Origin of the sequence: Sphingomonas azotifigens NBRC 15497 (assembly GCF_002091475.1) — a bacterium.
GTDB classification, from domain to species: domain Bacteria; phylum Pseudomonadota; class Alphaproteobacteria; order Sphingomonadales; family Sphingomonadaceae; genus Sphingomonas; species Sphingomonas azotifigens.
Genome location: NZ_BCTR01000028.1, coordinates 19,241 through 39,400 on the forward strand (window position 1 = coordinate 19,241; position 20,160 = coordinate 39,400).

Here is a 20,160-nt window from a genome sequence, read left to right on the forward strand (position 1 = left end):
CCGCACCGCCCTCAGAAATCGATCGCGATGCCCTTCAGCTCCCAGTCGCCATAGCGGACGGGATCCTTCTCCAGCGGATCCTTCTCGGGCCGCTGCATCGGTTCGGGCTTGGGCACCGGCGGGCTCTTCGAGAGATAGGCCGGGGGCTGCACATGGTCGGGTCGCTTGCCCATCGGGATTGCCTTCCTTGGTTGCCCGGCCCATGTCGGCCGCCAAAGGAGCATGGTCAAGTGAACGGTTGGGTAGCGCACGTACGAGCAGAACTTCGCAGGGGCGTGCGCTGACCATGGCCCGCCCGACCACCCGCCGCCCCGCCGAGCGCGAGCCCGACGCCCCCGGCGTCCCCGCCCGCCGCGCCGCGCTCAAGCTGCTCGATGCGGTGCTCCGCCGCGGCCTCGCGCTGGAACAGGCGCTCGACTCCGCCGCGCAAGGCCTGGCGCCCAACGATCGCGGTCTGGCCCATGCCATCGCCGCCGAGGCGCTGCGCCGCCTGCCCGATCTCGACGCACTGATCGATTCCGCCACCCGCCAGCGCCTGCCCGACGACGCCAAGGCCCGCTTTGCGCTGCGCATCGCGCTGGTGCAGGCGATTGCACTCGGCACCCCCGGCCATGCCGCCATTTCCACCGTGCTGCCGCTGGTCGATGGCGGCCCGCGCAAGCTGGTCCACGGCGTGTTCGGCACGCTGATGCGCGGCAACGCCACCCTGCCCGATCTGCCGATGCTCCCCGATCCGGTGGCGCTGCGCTGGCAGGCGCATTGGGGTGATGCAATGGTGCAGGCCGCCTGCGAGGCGATCGCCTCCCCGCCCCCGCTCGATCTCAGCCTGAAAACTGACGAAGTGACGGTGGAAGGCGCCGCCAGCCTCGCACCGCGCCATGCCCGGCTCGAACCCGGCACCAGCGTCCCCGACCTGCCCGGCTTTGCCGAGGGCGACTGGTGGGTGCAGGATCTCGCCGCCTCGATCCCTGCCCGGCTGATCGGTGCGGGCACCGGCACCGTGCTCGACCTCTGCGCCGCGCCCGGCGGCAAGACGCTCCAGCTCGCCGCCGCCGGCTGGCAGGTGACCGCGGTCGACGTCGCCGAGAACCGCCTCGCCCGCCTGCGCGAGAATCTGGAACGCACCGGCCTGTCGGCACAGATCGTCACCGCCGACCTGCTGACCTGGAGCCCCGCCGCCCCGGCCGATGCTGTGCTGCTCGATGCGCCGTGCAGCGCCACCGGCATCTTCCGCCGGCACCCGGACGTGCTCCACCGCGTCCGCCCCTCGCTGATCGCCGAGATGGCCGAGCTCCAGGCCAAGCTGCTCGACCGCGCCGCCGGCTGGGTGAAGCCGGGCGGCACGCTGGTCTTCGCGACCTGCTCGCTGGAGCCGAAGGAAGGCGAGGCCCATCTCGCCCCCTTCCTCACCGCCCATCCCGAGTTCGAACTGGTGCCGGCGACCGTCCAGGAGCTACCCGCGGGCATTTCGCCCCGCGAGGACGGGTCGGTCCGCGTCCTGCCGGGCATGCTGGCGACGCAAGGCGGGCTGGACGGCTTCTTCATCGCCCGCTTCCGCCGCCGCTGATCGCACGTCCGGGGCCCTTCGTCCCGACGCCGCAGCAAGCTGTGGATAAAGCTGTGGAGAAGCGGTGCGCAAACGGTGGGCGGCCGCCCCCTCCGGTTGCGCCCGACTCAGGCCTTCCCTAGGAGACGAGCATGTCCGTCCGCATCGCCCCTTCGATCCTCTCGGCCGATTTCGCGCGGCTCGGCGAGGAAGTCCGCGCCATCGACGCCGCCGGCGCCGACTGGATCCATGTCGACGTGATGGACGGGCATTTCGTGCCCAACATCACCATCGGCCCGGCGGTGGTGAAGGCGCTGCGCCCGCACTCGGCCAAGAATTTCGACGTGCACCTGATGATCACGCCGGTCGACCCCATGCTCGCCGCCTTTGCCGAAGCGGGCGCGGACACGATCTCGGTGCATCCCGAGGCGGGCCCCCACCTCCACCGCACGCTCCAGACGATCAAGGCGCTCGGCAAGCGCGCCGGCGTGGTGCTCAACCCGTCGACCCCGGTCGACGCCGTCGATTATGTGATGGACCTGGTCGACCTGATCCTGGTGATGAGCGTCAACCCCGGCTTCGGCGGGCAGAAGTTCCTCGAGAGCCAGCTGCCCAAGATCACCGAGCTGCGCCGCCGCATCGAGGCGAGCGGCCGCGCGATCGACCTCGAAGTCGATGGCGGCATCGACCGCGAGACCGCGCCCAAGGCGATCGCCGCCGGCGCCAACGCCCTCGTCGCCGGCACCGCCACCTTCACCGGCGGCCCGAGCCAGTATGCCGCCAATATCGCAGGCCTGCGCGGAGCTTGACCGAGTCCGTGCCGGACTCCGCCGCCGACGGAGTCGAGGAAGGCAAGCGGCTGATCCGGGTGGGCGGCGACCGCGGCCTGTCGCTGGCCGACCGGATCGCCGACCGCTTCCAGCGCCTCGCCTGGCGCTCGCCCTTCTACGCGATGCGGCTGAAGGGCCGGCACCCGCTCAAGCTGCTCACCGCCACCGACGACCCGTTCTTCGGCGATCCGCAGCGCGGCAACGCCCTGCTCGACGGCGAGCTGCGCCTGTGCGGCGAGGTCCGCACGATCGACACGCTCGATTTTGCCAAGCCCGACTGGTCGCCCGCCTTTACCCAGCATCTCCAGGGTTTCGCCTGGCTGCGCGACCTCTCCAGCGTCGCCACCCGCCAGCAGGGCGCGCCGATCGCCGAAGACCTGATGCGCCGCTGGCTCAAGGTGCATGGCGAGCAGGTCGCCGATCCCGCCTGGCGCCCCGACCTGGTCGGCCGGCGGATCCTGGCCTGGGTGGCGCATGCGCCGCTGATCCTGTCCTCGACCGACCAGGTCTATCGCTCGGGGGTGATGCACGCGCTGGCCCGGGGTGCCCGCCATCTCGACCGCAGCGCCGACAAGGTGCCGGCGGGCGTGCCCCGGCTGACCGCCTGGGCGGGCCTTACCGTCGCGGGGCTGGTCCTGCCCGGCGGCGACCCGCGCCGCGCCTTTGCCGAGGCGGGCCTAAATCGCGCGATCACCGCCTCGGTCTATGAGGACGGCGGCACCGTCGGCCGTTCGCCGGACGGCCAGCTCGACGCGATCCAGCTGATCACCCTGCTCTGCGAAACCTATGCCGCCCGCCGCATCGAGCCGCCCGCCTTCGTGCTCGGGGCGCTCAACCGCATGGTCGCGGCGCTGCTCGGCGTCTGCCACGGTGATGGCGGGCTCTCCAGCTGGCAGGGCTGCGCACCGGTCAGCGGCGAGGTGATCGAGCAGGCGATCGAGGCGACCGGCGTCCGCACCCGCCCGCTCAAGCAGGCGCGCGACTGGGGCTATCAGCGACTGTCCTGCGCCGGCACCGTGCTGATCCTCGACGCCGCCCCGCCGCCCGACGCCCGGGTGGCGCAGACCGGCTGCGCCTCCACCCTTGCCTTCGAGCTTTCGGACGGCGCGGACCGGATCGTCGTCAATTGCGGCGGCAGCCGCGCCGCCGATGCCCGGCTGCCCGCCGAGCTGGTCCAGGGCCTGCGCACCACTGCCGCGCATTCGACGCTGACGCTGGCCGACAGCAACTCCACCGCGATCCACGCCGATGGCACGCTCGGCCGCGGCGTCAGCGAAGTCGAACTGGTCCGCCACGAGACCGAGCATGCCAGCCGGATCGAGGCGGCGCAGGACGGCTATGTCCGCCGCTTCGGCCTGCTCCACCGCCGCGAACTGACCCTCTCGCACGACGGGCGCGACCTGCGCGGCGAGGATCTGCTGCTGCCCGCGGGCAAGCGCCGGATCGACGCCAAGCCGTTCGCGGTGCGCTTCCACCTCGCCCCGCAGGTGGAGGCCTCACCCACCGCCGATGGCCACGGCGCGATCCTGCGCACCGCCTCGGGCATGCTCTGGCAGTTCCGTGCCAAGGGCGGCACGCTGACGATCGAGGAGAGCCTGTGGATCGATGCGCGCGGCCGTCCGCACGCCACCCAGCAGCTGGTGATCCAGGGCGAGACGCCGGCGGGCGGCGCCAGCCTCAACTGGGTGTTCCACCGGTCTAAATAGGGCTTGCCCCGACGCGCCCGATTGGAGAGAGGGGCGGGCCATGGACATCAAGATCACCCGCGCGCTCCTCTCGGTCTCCGACAAGACCGGGATCGTCGAACTCGGCCAGGCGCTGGCCGCCCAGGGCGTCGAGCTCGTCTCGACCGGCGGCACCGCCACCGCCCTCCGCAATGCAGGCCTGGAGGTCCGCGACATCTCGGACCTGACCGGCTTCCCGGAGATGATGGACGGCCGGGTGAAGACGCTGCATCCCAAGGTGCATGGCGGCCTGCTTTCGGTGCGAAACAATCCCGAGCACCAGGCCTCGATGGCCGAGCACCAGATCGCGCCGATCGACCTCGTCGTGGTCAACCTCTACCCCTTCGCCCAGACCGTCGCCAAGGGCGCCGACCGCGACGAGATTATCGAGAATATCGACATTGGCGGCCCGTCGATGGTGCGCTCCGCCGCCAAGAACCATGAGTCGGTGGCGATCGTCACCGACCCGGCCGATTATGCGCTGGTGATGGGCGGCACGACGACGCTGGAACAGCGCCGCAAGTTCGCCGCCAAGGCCTATGCCGCCACCGCGGCGTACGACGCGATGATCTCCAGCTGGTTCGCCTTTGCCGACCAGGGCGAGGCCTTCCCCGAGACGCTCAATATCTCGCTGAAGCGCGGCGAGGCGCTGCGCTACGGCGAGAACCCGCACCAGCAGGCGGCCTTCTATGCCGCCACCGGCCCGGCCGCGCGCGGCATCGGCCAGGCCCGCCAGCTGCAGGGCAAGGAGCTGAGCTACAACAATTACAACGACGCCGATGCCGCGCTCGAGCTGGTCAGCGAATTTCGCGATGGCCCGCCGACCGCGGTGATCGTCAAGCACGCCAATCCCTGCGGCGTGGCGAGCGGCGCGACCCTTGCCGAGGCCTATGCCGCGGCCTTCGCCTGCGACACCGTCTCGGCGTTCGGCGGCATCATCGCGGTCAACCGCCCGCTCGACCGCGCGACCGCCGAGCAGATCACCGGCATCTTCACCGAAGTGGTGGTGGCGCCCGACGCCGACGAAGAGGCGCTGGCGCTGTTCGCCGCGAAGAAGAATCTGCGCCTGCTGCTCACCGGCGCGCTGCCCGATCCGGCACGCGGCGGTCTGTTCGCCAAGTCGATCGCCGGCGGCTGGCTGGTCCAGGGCCGCGACAACGGCATCGTCACGCGCGACCAGCTCAAGGTCGTCACCAAGCGCCAGCCAACCGAGCAGGAACTGGCCGACTGCCTTTTCGCCTGGACGGTGGCCAAGCACGTCAAGTCGAACGCGATCGTCTACGCCAAGGACGGCAGCACCGCAGGCGTCGGCGCCGGCCAGATGAACCGCCTGGAAAGCGCTCGCATCGCCGCATGGAAGGCTAAGGATGCGGCAGACAAGGCCGGCTGGGCGTCCCCGCGGACGATCGGCTCGGCGGTTGCCTCGGACGCCTTCTTCCCCTTCGCCGACGGCCTGCTGGCGGCGGTGGAAGCGGGCGCGACCGCGGTGATCCAGCCGGGCGGCTCGATCCGCGACGACGAGGTCATCGCGGCAGCCGACGAAGCCGGGCTGGCGATGGTCTTCACGGGGATGCGCCACTTCCGGCATTGAGGCAGCAGCGCCGCGTTTCCGGTTTGGGGCGCGGCATTGCGACACACTACCCGTCACCCCCGCGTAGGCGGGGGTCCATTGACGCTGACGCTGCGTTTCTTTCCCCGGACGTTCAGGCGAATGGATTCCCGCCTTCGCGGGAATGACGGTGGAGGGCGCCCCCTCCACCACCGCCTTTGGCGGCGGTCCCCCTCCCCCGGCTTTGCCGAGGGAGGAAATGCTCAAGCCACTTCTGCCACGCCCTCCGCCCGCGGCACCTTGCGGAACAACGCGCGGTCCTCGGGGCCGAAGCCGAAGCGGATGATCACGAACAGGAAGGTGATCAGGATCGCCGGCATGCCGAGGCTCATCTGCGCCCATTCGTAGCGGTGGGGCAGCGACATGAATGCAGCGCCCACCAGCCCGGCAACGGCCATCGCCGTGAAGAAGCTGGGGCGGATGCTCACCACCGGCGCGCCGAGCTTGGCTTGGAGCAGCAGGCCCTTTGCGATCGATCCGATCGTCAGCGACAGCGCCAGCGCCACCGCCGGCGCGGCGGACTGCACCGGCACCGGCCAGCCCTGCCCCCGTGCGACGAAGATGAGCACGAAGCTGAGCGCAATCTGCAGCATCAGCACGCAGATCGAGATCGCTAGATTGGTGTGCCGGGCGATGTAGATCAGCGCCGTCTCGCACACCGCCCCGGGCGAGGCGAGCACCTCGGCGAAAAGCAGGATGCACAGCACCGCCGATCCGATCACGAACTCGCGGCCAAGCAGCCCCATCACCCCCTCGGCGGGGATCGAGAACATCACCGCCAGCCCCGCCTGCGCGCAGAGGATCCAGAAGCCCACCTGCCGCACCTGATTTGCCACCGCGGGGCGGTCGCCCGCCGCCAGGCTCTGGGTGATCACCGGGCCCAGGATCGGATCGAAGCTCGATTTGAGCCGCTGCGGCACCGAGGCGACCTGCTGCGCCATGTAATAGATGCCGACCACCGAGGGCGCGAACAGCAGGCCGAGAATGAAGCGATCGACGTTGCGCGTCGCCCATTCGATCGCGTCGGCGCCGGCCAGCGGCGCGTTGAGCCGGGCGAGCCCCCAGATCTCCGCCAGCTGCGGCCGCCAGCCGACCGGCAGGCCATATTCGCGCACGAACGGCACGATAGAGGCGACCAGTGCCGCGCTCATCGACAGCAGATAGGCCATCAGCAGCCCGTCGCGCGTCGAGACGAAGGAGAAGACATAGGCAGCGATGCTGATCGTCCAGGGCTCGATGATCGCCCGCGCCGTCACCGCCGCGCCGATATTGTGGCGATAGGCGAGCGCCGACAGCGACACGTCGGACAGCGCGATCGCGATCACCGCGATGGAAAGGAACCGCTCCAGCCCCATCACAGGGCTGTTGGGGAACATCGCCTGCGGGAAGACCATCATGATGCCGCTGGCGATCAGCGCCGCGACAAAGGCGACGACCATCGCGTCCCACACGACATGCGTGTGTGGGCGATCGGTGCTCGACAGTGCCTGCGCCAGCCCGCGCTTGAGGCCGAGCGTCGCCACCAGCGCGACGAACTCGATGACCAGCACCGCAATCGCGTACCGGCCGACGATCTCCGGGCCATAGGAGCGCCCGGCGATGAACAGGAACGGCAGCCGCGCGACCAGCCGGATGATGAAGCCCAGCATGTTCGTGCGCCCGCCCTTGGCGAGCGCGTTGATATCCCTGGACGCTTCCGCCTGGCTCAATGCGCGGCGCCCCAGCTGGGGCCGACGCCGATCTCCACGCCCAGCGGCACGGTGAGCTGGATCGCGGGTTCGGCGGCGGTGGCCATCACGCGCTCGATGATCGGCCGCGCGGCCTCGACATCGCTCTCGGGCAGCTCGAACACGAGTTCGTCGTGCACCTGAAGGAGCATGCGGACGTTGTGCAGCCCCGCCTCGCGCAGCGCCGGGACCATCCGCGCCATCGCGCGCTTGATGATGTCGGCGCTGGTGCCCTGGATCGGCGCGTTGATCGCGGCGCGCTCACTGCCCGCGCGTTCGTTCGGGTTGGACGCCTTGAGGCGAGGGAAGTGGGTCTTCCGACCGAACAGCGTCGTCGTATAGCCGCGCTCCTTCGCCTCGCGCAGCGTGTCGGCGATGTAGCGGTTGATGCCCGGGAAGCGCTCGAAATAGCGGTTGATCATCGCCTGCGCCTCGTCCGGCGTCACGTCGAGCCGGCCCGCGAGGCCCCAGCGCGAGATGCCGTAGAGGATCGCGAAGTTGATCGTCTTGGCGCGACCGCGCGTGTCGCGGTTCACTTCGCCGAAAAGCTCCATCGCGGTCAGGCTGTGGATGTCGTCGCCGTTCGCGAACGCGGTGCGTAGCGCCGGCACATCGGCGATATGCGCGGCAAGGCGCAGCTCGATCTGCGAATAGTCGGCCGAGAGGATGACGTTGCCCGGCTCGGCCACGAAGGCGTCACGGATCTGGCGGCCGGTCTCGGTACGCACCGGAATGTTCTGCAGGTTCGGATCGGTCGACGACAGCCGCCCGGTCTGCGCGCCCGTCAAGCTGTAGCTGGTGTGGACCCGGCCGGTATGCGGGTTGATCTGTGCCTGCAGCGCATCGGTATAGGTCGACTTGAGCTTGGACAGCTGGCGCCAGTCGAGCACCTTGAGCACCATCTCGCGGCCGGGCGAATCCTTGTCGGCGGCGATGCGCTCCAGCTCGTTGACGTCGGTGGAATAGACGCCGGACTTGCCCTTGCGGCCGCCCTTGATCCCCATCTTGTCGAACAGCACGTCGCCCAGCTGCTTGGGGCTGCCGATGGTGAACTTGAAGCCGGCGATGGCGTGGATTTCCTCCTCCAGCGCCGCGATCTGCTGCGCGAAGTCCGACGAGAGCTTCGAGAGCACCGCGGCGTCGACCTTGATGCCCGTGGCCTCCATCTCGGCCAGCACGGCGACGAGCGGGCGATCGACGCTCTCATAGACGCGCGTCACGCTCTCATAGGCGAGCCGCGGCTTCAGGCGCCGCCACAGCCGCAGCGTGACGTCGGCATCCTCGGCGGCGTAGCGGGTCGCGGCCTTGAGATCGACCTGGCCGAAATGGAGCTGGTTCTTCCCCGTGCCGACCACGTCCTTGTAGGCGATGCAGCTGTGCGCGAGGTGGGTGGCGGCGAGCTCGTCCATGCCGTGGCCGTGCAGCCCGGCGTCGAGATCGAAGCTCATCACGATCGTGTCGTCATAGGGCGCGACGCGGATGCCGGCGCGGCCGAGCACGATCATGTCGTACTTCAGGTTATGGCCGATCTTGAGGACGGCGGGGTCCTCCAGCAGCGGCTTCAGCCGGGCGATCGCCTCCGCGCGGTCGATCTGCTCGGGCTTCTCGGCGAACATGTCGGTGCCGCCATGGCCGAGCGGGATATAGCAGGCGAGATTGGGCGCCAGCGCCATGCTGACACCGACCAGATCGGCCTGGGTCGCGTCGAGCCCGGTCGTCTCGGTGTCGATCGCCACCCAGCCCTGGTGGCGCGAGACGGTGATCCAGCGATCGAGCGCATCGAGATCGGTGACGGTCTCGTAGCCGTCATGGTTGCAGGGCGGGTCTTCCTCGACGCCGGTTGCTTCGTGCACCTCCACCGGCGCATCGGCGACCGTCCCTAGACGCGAGAGCAAGGTCTTGAAGCCGTGATGCTCGAGGAAGGCGCGGAGCGGCGCGTCGGGGATGCCCTGCAGCTCCAGCGCCTCCAGCGGCTCGGGCAGCGGCACGTCGCAGGCGAGCGTGACGAGCTTGTGGCTGAGCCGGGCGAGATCGGCATGCTCGATCAGGTTATCGCGCAGCTTGCCCTTCTTCATCTCCGGCGCGGCGGCGAGCACCGATTCGAGATCGCCATATTCGAGGATCAGCTTGGCAGCGGTCTTGGGGCCGACGCCGGGGACGCCGGGGACGTTGTCGACGCTGTCGCCCATCAGCGCCAGTACTTCGCCGAGCTTTTCCGGACCGACGCCGAACTTCTCGCGGGTGTCGTCGGGCCCCATCCGCCGGTTGTTCATCGTATCGAGCATGTCGACCGACGGATCGGTCATCAGCTGCATCAGATCCTTGTCGGAGCTGACGATCGTCACCTGCCAGCCCTGCGCCAGCGCCGCCTTGGTGTAGCTGGCGATCAGGTCGTCGGCCTCCCAGCCCAGCTCCTCGATGCAGGGAAGGCTGAACGCGCGGGTGGCGTCCCGTATCATCGGGAACTGGGGGACCAGATCTTCCGGCGCCGGCGGGCGGTGCGCCTTGTACTGGTCGTAGAGATCGTTGCGGAAGGTGTGCTCGGACTTGTCGAGAATCACCGCCATATGCGTCGGCCCATCGGCCTTGTGGAGCTCATCGGCGAGCTTCCACAGCATGCTGGTGTAGCCATACACCGCCCCCACCGGCTCGCCATGCTTGTTGGTCAGCGGCGGCAGCCGATGATAGGCGCGGAAGATGTAGCTGGAGCCGTCGACGAGATAGAGATGGGGCATGGGGCGGGAGATAGCAGCGCGGTGCGCCGCCGTCATCCCGCCGAGGTGCCTGTTTTAGCCCCTGGTTTTCAGGCGCCCAGCTGATGCTCGGCGACGATCGCGCGCACCACGCCCTGCATCAGCAGCTGGCGCTCGTTGATCGGGCGCGGCGTGTCGCCGATCATCACCGCCAGCGCATAGGAGCGGCCGTCCGGCGCGGTGAGCAGCGCCACGTCGTTATAGCCCGCGGTGCGGCCGAACAGGTCCTGCCCGGTGCCGGTCTTGTGGGCGAGCTGCCAGCCCGGCGGCAGCGCGCCGCGCAGGCGGTACTTGCCGGTGTGCGAGGCCTGCATCGTCGCGATCAGCCACTGGGTCGAGACCGGCGACAGCAGTTCCCCGCGCTTCAGCCGGGCAAGCGCGCCCGCGATCGCAAGCGGCGCCGCGCCGTCGGGCGGATCGGCGACATAGGACTGGTATGCCGAAACGCGGGTGGCGCGCGGCAGCTGGGCGCGGGCGACGGCGAAGGTGTTGCCCATCGAATATTCGGGCTTCCACGCGGGCAGCCCCGAGGTGCCGAGCTGGAGCAGCTTCTCGCCCGGTCCGAAGCGGATCGAGCCGAGCGCGTTGCGCGCGATGAACGAGCGCACCGCCGGCGGCCCGCCGACGAGGCGGAGCAGCTTGTCGTTGCAGGTATTGTCGCTCATCGTCAGCGCGCGGCGCAGGATTTCGCCGACGGTGCTCTGATAGCCCTGGTCCCCCTTCACCAGCGAGGCGACCGGCTGGTGGAACAGGGTGAAATCGGCGCGGGTGATGACCAGCGGATCGTTGAGGCGGATGCGGCCCTGGTCGACCTGGTCGAGCACGGTCATCGCCACCCACAGCTTGGAGACGCTCTGCTGCGGCAGCTTGCGCGCGCCGCCCTGCGAGGCGGTCCAGTTGCGGTCGACGCTGGTCACCGCGATGCCGACCACGCCGTCGAAATTGCGGGCGATGTCCGAGAGGCGATTCACCAGGCCGGCGGGCGGCGGCACCTCGGCGCGCGGCGCTGCCTGCGCACGCGGGATCGGCATCAGCACGCCGTAATTGGGCGCGGGCAGATAGGCGGCGAGCTCGGGATGTTCGTGGACGGCGCAGCCCAGCAGCACCGCGGGCCCAAGTCCCGCGACGGTCAGCGCACGCTCGACCTTGGAAAATCGGATTTTACGCACCGCAACCAACCTCTTGCCCAACTCCATCATGCGACTGCCCCTAGAGGCGGCAAAGCGCGGGATTCCCGCAATGCGACGAAGCGAGTCGGGGGAGCGACGAGGCGTGAAGGTCGGATAACGTTTACCCCACCCCCTTCGTCATTCCCGCGCAGGCGGGAATCCATTGGCCGTGCCGCTGCGGCTCCTGCCTCGACCGCACGGGCGAATGGATCCCCGCCTCCGCGGGGATGACGGGTGGATTGGAGAAAGCGACGGGGCAGAAAATCTTCTCGATTCAAGGCACCAGCACCGTGTCGATCGCCTCGGCCGCGGTCTCCGGATAGTCGAGCGTGTAGTGCAGCCCCCGGCTCTCCTTGCGATGCAGCGCCGAGCGGACGATCAGGTCGGCGCTCTCGAGCAGGTTGCGCAGCTCGATCAGGTCGGGAGTCACACGGAAATGGCCGTAATAGTCGGCGACTTCCTCGCGCAGCAGCTTGATGCGGTGCGCCGCCCGCTCCAGCCGCTTGGTGGTGCGGACGATGCCGACATAGTTCCACATGAAGCGGCGGATCTCGGTCCAGTTCTGCTTGATAACGACTTCCTCGTCGGAATCGGTCACCCGGCTTTCGTCCCAGGGGCGGATCGCCGGCGGCGGCGGCAGGTCGCCCCAATGCGCGCCGATGTGATTCGCCACCGCCTCGCCGAACACGAAGCATTCGAGCAGCGAATTGGACGCCAGGCGATTGGCGCCGTGCAGCCCCGACTGGCTGACCTCGCCCGCAGCATAGAGCCCCGGCAGATCGGTCCGCCCGTCGCGATCGATCACCACGCCACCGCAGGTATAATGCTGCGCCGGCACCACCGGGATCGGCTCCTTCGTCATGTCGATGTCGAGGTCGAGCAGCCGGTGGTAGATGGTCGGGAAATGGTGCTGGACGAACTCGGCGCCCATATGGCTGATGTCGAGGTGGACATAGTCGAGGCCGAGCCGCTTGATCTCATGGTCGATCGCGCGCGCCACGATGTCGCGCGGCGCCAGCTCCAGCCGGGAATCGAAATCGGGCATGAAGCGGTGGCCCGCCTCCTCGCCGGCATCGGGGGGCAGCAGCAGATGCCCGCCCTCGCCGCGCACCGCCTCGGTGATCAGGAAATTCTTGACGTCGAGATTGTAGAGGCAGGTCGGGTGGAACTGCATCATCTCCATGTTCGAGATGCGGCAGCCCGCGCGCCACGCCATCGCGATGCCGTCCCCGGTCGCGCCGCGCGGGGCGGTGGAGAAGAGATAGGTCCGCCCCGCCCCGCCGGTCGCCAGCACGGTCGCGCGGGCGGTGAACAGCTCGACGCGGTTGGTCGCGCGGTTGAAGGCATAGACGCCCCAGACATTGCCCGCGCCCGAATAGCGGAGCTCGTGCCGGCTGGTGGCGAGATCGATCACCACCATGTCGGGCACCAGCGTGATGTTGGGATGCGCCTGCGCCGCGCGGAGCAGCGCGGTCTGCACCGCAAGGCCCGTCGCATCGTCGACATGGGCGATGCGCCGATGGCTGTGGCCGCCCTCGCGGGTGAGGTGCAGCGCATTGCCCTCGGTATTGAACGGCACGCCGAGCTGGACCAGCCGCTCGATCGCCGCGGGGGCATTCTCGACCACCATCTCGACGGTCGCGCGGTCGTTGAGGCCGGCGCCTGCCACCATCGTGTCCTCGATATGGCTCGCGAAGGTGTCGCCCTCCTCCAGCACCGCGGCGATGCCGCCCTGCGCCCAGGCCGTCGAGCCCTCGGCAAAGCCGCCCTTGGCCAGCACCGTCACCTTGAACTTGTCCGCCAGGTGGAGCGCGGCGGTAAGCCCCGCCGCGCCGGAACCGAGGACCAGGACATCGCTTTGGTGATTGGTGTCGGACAAAGAGGCACTCCTTTGCGGCGCTTAAAGCGCGCATGGGCGGGGTTCCGCAATCCCTACCCTTGGGCATACTGCCCGGCACAGGGATGAGAACCCATCGCTATCGCCCCGGATTGTCACCCCGGCGAAAGCCGGGGTCCATTGAGGTCTCGCTATCGCCTCTTGCCCGAGCCGAGAGGCGAATGGATCCCGGCTTCCGCCGGGATGACGGGTGGGGAAGCATATGTCGTTCGTACCACAAGTCGGTAAGAGGCTTGGCGACGGATAAGGAGAAGCAGATGCGGCTGGGCTGGTGGATCGGAGTGGCGGCGCTGTTCGGCAGCGGCTCGGCGCAGGCGGCAACGTGTCGGCTAGGGGCGCCGGGAACGACCGTGCCGGTGGCGATCGAAGGCACCGGGCGCTCAATGCTGGTGCATGTGCCCGCCGGTCGCAGCGCCGCGCGGCTGCCGCTGGTGTTCGTGTTCCACGGCAGCACCGGCAAGGGCCGCGACATCCTCGCCCAATCGAAGCTGGAGGCGACCGCGGACCGCCACGGCTTCCTCCTCGCCGCGCCCGATGGCGGGATCCCGGCGGAAGGCGGCTTCGTGTGGAACATCCCCGGCGTGCCGACGGTGACCGGCAAGATTCCCGGCCCGGACGACGCCGACGACGTCGCCTTCGTGCAGACCGCGATCGACCAGCTGGCGGCCAAGGGCTGCGTGGATCGGTCGCGGGTCTACGCCACCGGCTATTCGGGCGGCGGGCGGATGACCTCTTGGCTCGGCTGCGTCGCGGCGGACCGCTTCGCGGCGATCGCACCGGTGGTGGGCCTGCGCGCAGGCAATCCGTTGAAGGAAACGCCGCGCGTCCCCGATCCGGCAACCTGCACGCCGTCGCGTCGGATGCCGGTGCTGGCGTTCGCAGGCGATGCCGACACCACCAACCCGATCCAGGGCGGCGGCGCGGGCTATTGGCAGTACACGATGCACACCGCGCTGGTCCGCTGGGCAGACCTGAACGGGTGTCGGGTGGGGCCCTTGGAGAGCGAGGTGTCGGCGGAGGTGAAGGAGGAGCGCTTCACCCGCTGCCCGGGCGGGGCCGACGTGGCCGGCCGGGTGAAGCACGGCGCGGGCCATGTGTGGGTAGCGGACAATGAATCGATGTGGGCCTTCTTCGCGAGGCACCGGCGCTAGTCAGGCACTCGCGTCCAGCATTACCGTCGGCAAGGGCGTTTCTCGCTCGCCTCGGTGATCTCGGAGACGGTACTTGCTCTGATACGCGCGGCGCTGACGCGTGACTTCGTACAACACGATGCCGGAGCTGGTCCCCAGGTTAAGGCTCTCGATCATCCCAAACATGGGAATGCTCACGCACAACTCGCCGCGCTCCACCGCGCGGTCGCTAATCCCAATGGCCTCATTGCCAAACCAAACGGCGAGCTTTGTGTAGGCCGTGTAATCTCCATCGCTAAGGTGAATGTGGGCTTTGCCCTTCACGTGCGGCGAAGTGACGATCGAACGAAAGCCCTTCCGCTCGAGATGATCGAAACAGTCATCCGTCGAATCAAATCGACGAACGAACGTCCATTTGACGGCCGATACGGAAACCTTCGAGATCGGCTTGTGCTCACGAAGCTCCTGCCAATCGTCCGGCAGCTCGCGGCGACTGTCGACGACGTAGACTTTCTCCACACCAAGTGCGTTGACGTTACGGATGATCGTGCCGATGTTCTTGATGTCCGCAGGATTTTCGATGACGGCGATCAGGTTCTTGCAGCGAAAATCCTTGATGGCGTCCGCCCGCATGCGGGCAGAGCTCTTCTGCTTGCCACCCGGCAACTCGGTCTCAATTTCGTCCGTCACGCCACCCCCTACGCCGCCCGCGTCAAATTCAGGAACACATCCTCCAGGTCCGCCTCGCGGGTCGACACATCGACGATCCCCAGCCCCGCCGCCTGCACCGCGCCCAGCACTTCGCCGGCATTGGCCTGGTCCTTGCGGTAGGTGATCACCAGCACCCGCTCGCCCTTCAGCTCCACCTTCTGGAAGCAGGCATTGTCCGGCGCCGCGCCGATGTCGCGGTCCACCGTCACCTCGACCACCTTTTCCTGCGCCATGCCGACCAGCTCCCGCGTCGGCTTGTTGGCGATCAGCTGGCCGTGGTTGATGATCGCGATGCGGTCGCACAGCTCCTCGGCCTCTTCGAGATAGTGCGTCGTCAGCACCACCGTCACGCCGCGCTGGTTGAGCTGCTTCACATAGGCCCAGAGCTGCTGGCGCAGTTCCACGTCGACGCCCGCGGTCGGCTCGTCGAGCACGATGATCGGCGGCGAATGCACCATCGCCTTGGCGACCATCAGCCGCCGCTTCATGCCGCCCGACAGCGTGCGCGAATAGGCATTGGCCTTGTCTTCCAGATGCACCGCGCGGAGCAGCGCCATCGCATCGAACGCGCCCTTGGGCACGCCGTATAGACCCGCCTGGATCTCCAGCGTCTCCTTCGGCGTGAAGAAGGGGTCGAACAAGATCTCCTGGTTGACGATGCCGATGCTCGCCTTGGCGTTGCGCGGATGCGCGTCGATGTTGAAGCCCCAGATCGACACCTTGCCGTCGGTCTTGTTGACCAGCCCGGCCAGGATGTTGATCAGCGTCGACTTGCCCGCGCCGTTCGGCCCGAGCAGCCCGAAGATCTGCCCGCGCGGCACGTCGAAGCTCACCCCGTCCAGCGCGCGCTTGCCGCCGGAATAGGTCTTGCAGAGAGTGTCGATCGCGATCGCAGCCTGGGTCATGGGGCGCAGCTTTAAGACCCTGCGCATCCGATTGCGAGCCCCCGCGCGCTTTGCTAAGGCGCGGGCATGATCGCCCCGCCCGAAGTCATCCGCACCGCCCATGCCCGTGTCGCCTGTGATGGTACCGGCCCCGGCCTGCCCGCAGCGCTCGGCCACCCGCGCGTCTATCTGCAGATCGACGAGACCGGCTATGTCGATTGCGGCTATTGCGACCGCCGTTTCGTGCTGATCGGCGGCCCCGCCGACGGCGCCGACCAGAGCCAGCTGCCCGACCATCCGGCAGGCGCCAGCATCTGAGATGGTGGAGAAGCCCAGTCGAAAACTCGGTTGGGCGGATCTCCTCATCACTTCCGGTCTGGCTGCGACGGTCGGCGCGCTGGGCAGCCTCGCCACAGAGCTTCTGCGCGAAAACCAGACCGCAGGCACCAAGCGCTGCGAGATAGCGGCCGCTCTCTTGCAGGATGAGACCCCTTCGCCCTATATGGATAGAGAGATGCAGAAGCGGATCACGGCCGCGGCGGCCGGACGGTTCGAACGCTGCATGAAGGAGTGAAGGCGATGATCGGTTTCAGCCTCGCGCTGCTTTCCGTCGGTATCGGCCTGACGCTTGCCGGCGTAATTCTCAAGGTACGCGAACAGGCCGAGGGCCGCTGATAGTCGCGCGGGTGCGTGACTCTTCGATTACGCCGCCTATATCGATGGGATGACCATTCCCGCCGATCCCCGCGCCTTCCTCTATCGCGACGGGCTCGATCCCGACGCTGCCGTTCGCCTCACCGCCGATGCGCTGGGCCGGGCCGAGGATGGCGAGCTCTATCTGCAATATCGCAAGTCCGAGGCGTTCGGCTTCGATGACGGCCGGTTGAAGACCGCCGCCTATGACACGCAGTCGGGCTTCGGCCTGCGCGCGGTCTCGGGCGAGACGACGGCGTTTGCCCATGCCAACGAGATCAGCGCCGCCGCGATCCGCCGCGCCGCCGAGACGATGGCGCTGATCGACCCTGCCAAGCAGGGCAAGGCGCCCCCGCCCCAGGGCAACAACCGCCACCTCTATACCGATGCCGATCCGCTCAATCTGGTGCCCTTCGCCGACAAGGTGAATCTGTGCCAGACGATCGACGCCGCCGCCCGCGCCCGCGATCCGCGGGTGAAGCAGGTGTCGGTGAGCCTCACCGGCCAGTGGAGCGTGGTCGAGGTGGTGCGCGCCGACGGCTTCGTCGCCACCGATGTGCGGCCGCTGGTGCGGCTCAACGTCTCGGTGGTGGTCGAGCAGAACGGCCGCCGCGAGACCGGCAGCTTCGGCACCGGCGGGCGCGTGGTCTATGACCGGCTGTTCCAGCCCGAGACCTGGAACCGCGCGATCGACGAGGCGCTGGCGCAGGCGCTGGTCAATCTCGATGCCGTCGCGGCGCCGGCGGGCGACATGACCGTGCTGTGCGGCCCCGGCTGGCCGGGCGTGCTGCTCCACGAGGCGGTGGGCCATGGCCTGGAGGGCGACTTCAACCGCAAGGGCACCAGCGCCTTTTCCGGGCGGATCGGCGAGCGTGTCGCCGCGCCGGGCGTGACGGTGGTCGACGACGGCTCGATCCACGATCGCCGTGGCTCGCTCTCGATCGACGACGAGGGCACGCCGACGCGCGAGACCGTGCTGATCGAGGACGGCATCCTCAAGGGCTATATGCAGGATCGCCTCAACGCCCGGCTGATGGGCGTCGAGCCGACCGGCAACGGCCGCCGCGAATCCTTCCAGCACGCGCCGATGCCGCGGATGACCAACACCTTCATGAAGGGCGGCAAGGACGATCCCGCCGAGTTGCTCGCCCGCGTGAAGAAGGGCATCTATGCCAAGAGCTTCGGCGGCGGGCAGGTCGACATCGTCTCGGGCAAGTTCGTCTTCTCGTGCACCGAGGCCTATCTGATCGAGAACGGCAAGCTCGGCGCCCCGATCAAGGGCGCGACGCTGATCGGCGACGGGCCGACCGTGCTCCACCGCGTGACCGGCATCGGCAACGACTTCGCGCTCGACGAGGGGATCGGCATGTGCGGCAAGGGCGGCCAGTCTATCCCTGCGGGCGTCGGCCAGCCGTCGCTGCTCGTGGAAGGCCTGACGGTGGGTGGGACGGCGGCGTGATCAGCCGCTGCCGGTAAGCACGTCGATCGCGCCGAGGATGCGGAAACGCTCCTCGGCCAGCGATCCCACCCGCTCGCGGAGTTCGGCGGTGCGGATCGCGGCGGCGAATTCCGTCATCAGCACCCACGTCTCGCTATCGAGGTCGAATTGCGGATGCAATCGCGGCGTCGTCGGGGCGCTTTCGCCAGGCTTTGCGAGCGGGATGACGAAGCGCGTACCGATCGTTGCGAGATCATCGGCCTGGCAGTCGATCACCAGGCCGCCACCCGCCAGCCGATGCACATCGAACTGCGCCATCAGAACAGGCGGTAGCGCTCGAGCGGCAATCCGTTCTCTTCGACCCAGCGATTATGGGCTTCCGCCCATTCGCGATTCTCTTCCTGCCAACGCCGGTCGCGCTCCGCCTTGGCGGCCGCGCGGATCGCGGCTTCGCAGACCTGGGAGAGATTCAGACCCACTTCACGCCCTGCAGCCACCACGCCCGTGTCGAGCGACAGGTTCACTGCCTTGCGCTTGCCGGACGCGATCGGATCGTGCTTCATGCGGATAAGCTATGCGCATGCCCCATGCGCGTCAATTGCGGGAGACGCCGCCATGGCGCTTGTCGAACTCGGCCGGTTCAACCGGCAGGAAGCCTTCATCGTCCAGGGTCGGCTGGAGGACGAAGACATCCCCAGCTTCGTGTTCGACGCCGGCGCCAGCATCGCCGATGGGAGCTATCTGCTGATCCCGGTACGGGTGATGGTCGACGACGAGGATCTCGCCGCCGCGCGCACCATCGTCGACGCGGCGGGTGGCGCTACGCCGTAATCCCCTGGAGCAGCTTGGGCACGTCGCCGCTTTCGCCGCGCGCCTCGCCCATGAACCAGGACTTGAGCGGCGGGATCCGGTCCACCGCCGACAGGCCGAAGCGGCGCACCGCGTTGGGCAGCGCGCCGGGGATGCCGAACAGGCGGGTAAGCCCGTCCGTCGCCAGTGCCACCATGAAGGTGTCGAGCCCGCGCCAGCGCTGGTAGCGGGCGAGCAGCTCGGGATCGCCCATGTCGAGCCCCAACCGCTTGCCGTCGACCAGCACCTCGACCAACGTCGCCACGTCGCGGAAGCCGACATTGACGCCCTGCCCCGCGATCGGATGGATGCCGTGCGCGGCGTCGCCGACCAGCGCCAGCCGCTCGGCGGTGATCCAGGCGGCGTGGTGGAAACCCAGCGGATAGGAGGAGCGCGACGACAGCGGCCCCAGCTTCCCCAGGAACCCGCCCATCTTCTTCTCGGCTTCGGCCAGATAGGCGCGATCGGAAATCTTGTGCATCGCCGCCGCGTCGCTGCCCTTCACGGTCCACACCACCGCCGAGCGATGGCCGTTTTCGTCGTCGAGCAGCGGCAGGATCGCGAACGGGCCCTGCGGGTAGAAGATCTCGTAGGCGATGTTCTCGTGGCTGCGCTCGTGATTGAGCGTCGCGATCATCGCAGCATGGTCATAGGTCCAGCGCGCGACCTTGAAGCCGGCAGAGTCACGCGTCGGCGAGTTGCGCCCCTCCGCGGCGATCAGCAGCTGCGCGCGCACCGTCGCACCCGAATCGAGCGTGGCGACCACACCGTGCGGCCCGCGCTCCACCGATACGGCACGGGTCTGCATCCGCACATCGGCGAGCGGTGCCGCCTGCGCCGCCTCGTAGAGCGCGGTGCGCAGCACGCGATTCTCGAACATATGGCCGAGCACGCCGTCATCGGCATCGGGCGCGAAATCGAGCTTGCCCGGCTCGAGCCCGTCCGACACGCGGATGCCCTCGATCGGGCACCCCTTGCCCGCCAGTCGCCCGGCGACGCCGATCGCCTCGAACATCCGCATCGGCGCGCTCGCGATCGCCGAGGCGCGGCCGTCGAAGGTCGCGGCGAGGATGGTTTCCGGGTCGGCCGGGTCGATCACGATCGAACTGATGCCATGCGCGTCGAGCGCAACCGCCAGCGCGCTGCCGACCAGCCCGCCGCCAAGGATGAGAATGTCCGCCTGGTCCATGGCCCTGCCCT

General features: G+C 68.6%; 19 protein-coding genes. 9 read left to right on the plus strand and 10 right to left on the minus strand.

Annotated features, from left to right (window positions below):
* Positions 1 to 11: 11 nt before the first annotated feature.
* The gene (locus tag SAZ01S_RS11425) at positions 12 to 173 is read right to left on the minus strand and encodes a DUF1674 domain-containing protein (protein ID WP_064511181.1); all 162 of its coding nucleotides are present in this window, start codon (positions 171 to 173) and stop codon (positions 12 to 14) included.
* Between the two features lie 113 nt (positions 174 to 286).
* On the opposite strand from SAZ01S_RS11425, the gene SAZ01S_RS11430 reads away from it, so the two are divergent.
* The 4 genes from SAZ01S_RS11430 (at position 287) to purH (ending at position 5,691) form a co-directional block, all read left to right on the plus strand.
* Positions 287 to 1,567 (plus strand): RsmB/NOP family class I SAM-dependent RNA methyltransferase, encoded by a 1,281-nt coding sequence (locus SAZ01S_RS11430; protein WP_084582397.1) that lies wholly within the window; start codon positions 287 to 289, stop codon positions 1,565 to 1,567.
* A 131-nt stretch (positions 1,568 to 1,698) separates the two neighbouring features.
* Complete coding sequence (rpe, locus tag SAZ01S_RS11435) at positions 1,699 to 2,355, plus strand: ribulose-phosphate 3-epimerase (protein ID WP_084582398.1); 657 nt, start codon at positions 1,699 to 1,701, stop codon at positions 2,353 to 2,355.
* Positions 2,352 to 4,082 carry a heparinase II/III family protein gene (locus tag SAZ01S_RS11440; protein ID WP_084582399.1) on the plus strand — a complete coding sequence of 577 codons (1,731 nt, stop codon included), beginning with the start codon at positions 2,352 to 2,354 and terminating at the stop codon, positions 4,080 to 4,082. The genes rpe and SAZ01S_RS11440 overlap by 4 nt, the downstream gene beginning before the upstream one ends.
* A gap of 40 nt (positions 4,083 to 4,122) precedes the next feature.
* Positions 4,123 to 5,691, plus strand: a complete 1,569-nt coding sequence (gene purH, locus SAZ01S_RS11445; protein ID WP_084582400.1) for a bifunctional phosphoribosylaminoimidazolecarboxamide formyltransferase/IMP cyclohydrolase — start codon at positions 4,123 to 4,125, stop codon at positions 5,689 to 5,691.
* Positions 5,692 to 5,912: 221 nt separating this feature from the next.
* Here purH and SAZ01S_RS11450 read toward each other — a convergent pair whose 3' ends face one another.
* From SAZ01S_RS11450 to nadB, 4 genes are all read right to left on the minus strand, one after another.
* Positions 5,913 to 7,418, minus strand: coding sequence for a lipopolysaccharide biosynthesis protein (locus SAZ01S_RS11450; protein ID WP_084582401.1), 1,506 nt, complete (start codon positions 7,416 to 7,418; stop codon positions 5,913 to 5,915).
* Positions 7,415 to 10,171 (minus strand): DNA polymerase I, encoded by a 2,757-nt coding sequence (gene polA, locus SAZ01S_RS11455; protein ID WP_084582402.1) that lies wholly within the window; start codon positions 10,169 to 10,171, stop codon positions 7,415 to 7,417. The genes SAZ01S_RS11450 and polA overlap by 4 nt, the downstream gene beginning before the upstream one ends.
* A 68-nt stretch (positions 10,172 to 10,239) precedes the next feature.
* A complete protein-coding gene (locus SAZ01S_RS11460; RefSeq protein WP_245824792.1) occupies positions 10,240 to 11,349 on the minus strand; it encodes a serine hydrolase in 1,110 nt (369 codons plus the stop codon).
* Between the two features lie 283 nt (positions 11,350 to 11,632).
* A complete protein-coding gene (gene nadB, locus SAZ01S_RS11465) occupies positions 11,633 to 13,237 on the minus strand; it encodes an L-aspartate oxidase (RefSeq protein ID WP_084582403.1) in 1,605 nt (534 codons plus the stop codon).
* Between the two features lie 251 nt (positions 13,238 to 13,488).
* On the opposite strand from nadB, the gene SAZ01S_RS11470 reads away from it, so the two are divergent.
* Positions 13,489 to 14,406 carry a CE1 family esterase gene (locus SAZ01S_RS11470; RefSeq protein ID WP_245824779.1) on the plus strand — a complete coding sequence of 306 codons (918 nt, stop codon included), beginning with the start codon at positions 13,489 to 13,491 and terminating at the stop codon, positions 14,404 to 14,406.
* Here SAZ01S_RS11470 and SAZ01S_RS11475 read toward each other — a convergent pair whose 3' ends face one another.
* Positions 14,407 to 15,075, minus strand: coding sequence for a TrmH family RNA methyltransferase (locus SAZ01S_RS11475; protein WP_245824781.1), 669 nt, complete (start codon positions 15,073 to 15,075; stop codon positions 14,407 to 14,409).
* A gap of 8 nt (positions 15,076 to 15,083) precedes the next feature.
* Positions 15,084 to 16,001 (minus strand): ABC transporter ATP-binding protein, encoded by a 918-nt coding sequence (locus SAZ01S_RS11480; RefSeq protein WP_084582404.1) that lies wholly within the window; start codon positions 15,999 to 16,001, stop codon positions 15,084 to 15,086.
* Positions 16,002 to 16,067: 66 nt separating this feature from the next.
* Between SAZ01S_RS11480 and SAZ01S_RS11485 the strand changes: the two genes are divergently transcribed.
* The 3 genes from SAZ01S_RS11485 to tldD all read left to right on the plus strand — a co-directional run bounded on the left by SAZ01S_RS11485 (position 16,068) and on the right by tldD (position 18,132).
* The gene (locus tag SAZ01S_RS11485) at positions 16,068 to 16,298 is read left to right on the plus strand and encodes a zinc-finger domain-containing protein (RefSeq protein ID WP_084582405.1); all 231 of its coding nucleotides are present in this window, start codon (positions 16,068 to 16,070) and stop codon (positions 16,296 to 16,298) included.
* A gap of 1 nt (position 16,299) precedes the next feature.
* Entirely contained in the window at positions 16,300 to 16,554 is a 255-nt protein-coding gene (locus tag SAZ01S_RS11490) for a hypothetical protein (protein WP_084582406.1), read from the plus strand.
* A 150-nt stretch (positions 16,555 to 16,704) separates the two neighbouring features.
* Entirely contained in the window at positions 16,705 to 18,132 is a 1,428-nt protein-coding gene (tldD, locus tag SAZ01S_RS11495) for a metalloprotease TldD (protein WP_084582407.1), read from the plus strand.
* On the opposite strand, the gene SAZ01S_RS11500 is transcribed toward tldD, so the two are convergent.
* Both SAZ01S_RS11500 and SAZ01S_RS11505 read right to left on the minus strand, forming a co-directional pair.
* Positions 18,133 to 18,429, minus strand: a complete 297-nt coding sequence (locus SAZ01S_RS11500; protein WP_084582408.1) for a CcdB family protein — start codon at positions 18,427 to 18,429, stop codon at positions 18,133 to 18,135.
* Complete coding sequence (locus tag SAZ01S_RS11505) at positions 18,429 to 18,674, minus strand: type II toxin-antitoxin system CcdA family antitoxin (RefSeq protein WP_010542665.1); 246 nt, start codon at positions 18,672 to 18,674, stop codon at positions 18,429 to 18,431. The genes SAZ01S_RS11500 and SAZ01S_RS11505 overlap by 1 nt, the downstream gene beginning before the upstream one ends.
* Positions 18,675 to 18,726: 52 nt before the next feature.
* Between SAZ01S_RS11505 and SAZ01S_RS11510 the strand changes: the two genes are divergently transcribed.
* Positions 18,727 to 18,942: a putative signal transducing protein gene (locus SAZ01S_RS11510; RefSeq protein ID WP_084582409.1), complete on the plus strand. Its 216-nt coding sequence runs from the start codon at positions 18,727 to 18,729 to the stop codon at positions 18,940 to 18,942.
* Here SAZ01S_RS11510 and SAZ01S_RS11515 read toward each other — a convergent pair.
* Positions 18,932 to 20,149, minus strand: a complete 1,218-nt coding sequence (locus SAZ01S_RS11515; protein WP_084582410.1) for a UbiH/UbiF/VisC/COQ6 family ubiquinone biosynthesis hydroxylase — start codon at positions 20,147 to 20,149, stop codon at positions 18,932 to 18,934. The two genes, SAZ01S_RS11510 and SAZ01S_RS11515, sit on opposite strands and share 11 nt — an antisense overlap.
* Between the last annotated feature and the right edge of the window lie 11 nt (positions 20,150 to 20,160).

Excerpts from the sequence above, each read along its gene's own strand:
- SAZ01S_RS11425 (WP_064511181.1), bottom strand. The coding sequence starts at position 173 with ATGGGCAAGCGACCCGACCATGTGCAGCCCCCGGCCTATCTCTCGAAG.
- SAZ01S_RS11430 (WP_084582397.1), top strand. The coding sequence starts at position 287 with ATGGCCCGCCCGACCACCCGCCGCCCCGCCGAGCGCGAGCCCGACGCC.
- rpe (WP_084582398.1), top strand. The coding sequence starts at position 1,699 with ATGTCCGTCCGCATCGCCCCTTCGATCCTCTCGGCCGATTTCGCGCGG.
- purH (WP_084582400.1), top strand. The coding sequence starts at position 4,123 with ATGGACATCAAGATCACCCGCGCGCTCCTCTCGGTCTCCGACAAGACC.
- polA (WP_084582402.1), bottom strand. The coding sequence starts at position 10,171 with ATGCCCCATCTCTATCTCGTCGACGGCTCCAGCTACATCTTCCGCGCC.
- SAZ01S_RS11480 (WP_084582404.1), bottom strand. The coding sequence starts at position 16,001 with ATGACCCAGGCTGCGATCGCGATCGACACTCTCTGCAAGACCTATTCC.
- SAZ01S_RS11485 (WP_084582405.1), top strand. The coding sequence starts at position 16,068 with ATGATCGCCCCGCCCGAAGTCATCCGCACCGCCCATGCCCGTGTCGCC.
- SAZ01S_RS11490 (WP_084582406.1), top strand. The coding sequence starts at position 16,300 with ATGGTGGAGAAGCCCAGTCGAAAACTCGGTTGGGCGGATCTCCTCATC.
- tldD (WP_084582407.1), top strand. The coding sequence starts at position 16,705 with ATGACCATTCCCGCCGATCCCCGCGCCTTCCTCTATCGCGACGGGCTC.
- SAZ01S_RS11500 (WP_084582408.1), bottom strand. The coding sequence starts at position 18,429 with ATGGCGCAGTTCGATGTGCATCGGCTGGCGGGTGGCGGCCTGGTGATC.
- SAZ01S_RS11505 (WP_010542665.1), bottom strand. The coding sequence starts at position 18,674 with ATGAAGCACGATCCGATCGCGTCCGGCAAGCGCAAGGCAGTGAACCTG.
- SAZ01S_RS11510 (WP_084582409.1), top strand. The coding sequence starts at position 18,727 with ATGGCGCTTGTCGAACTCGGCCGGTTCAACCGGCAGGAAGCCTTCATC.
- SAZ01S_RS11515 (WP_084582410.1), bottom strand. The coding sequence starts at position 20,149 with ATGGACCAGGCGGACATTCTCATCCTTGGCGGCGGGCTGGTCGGCAGC.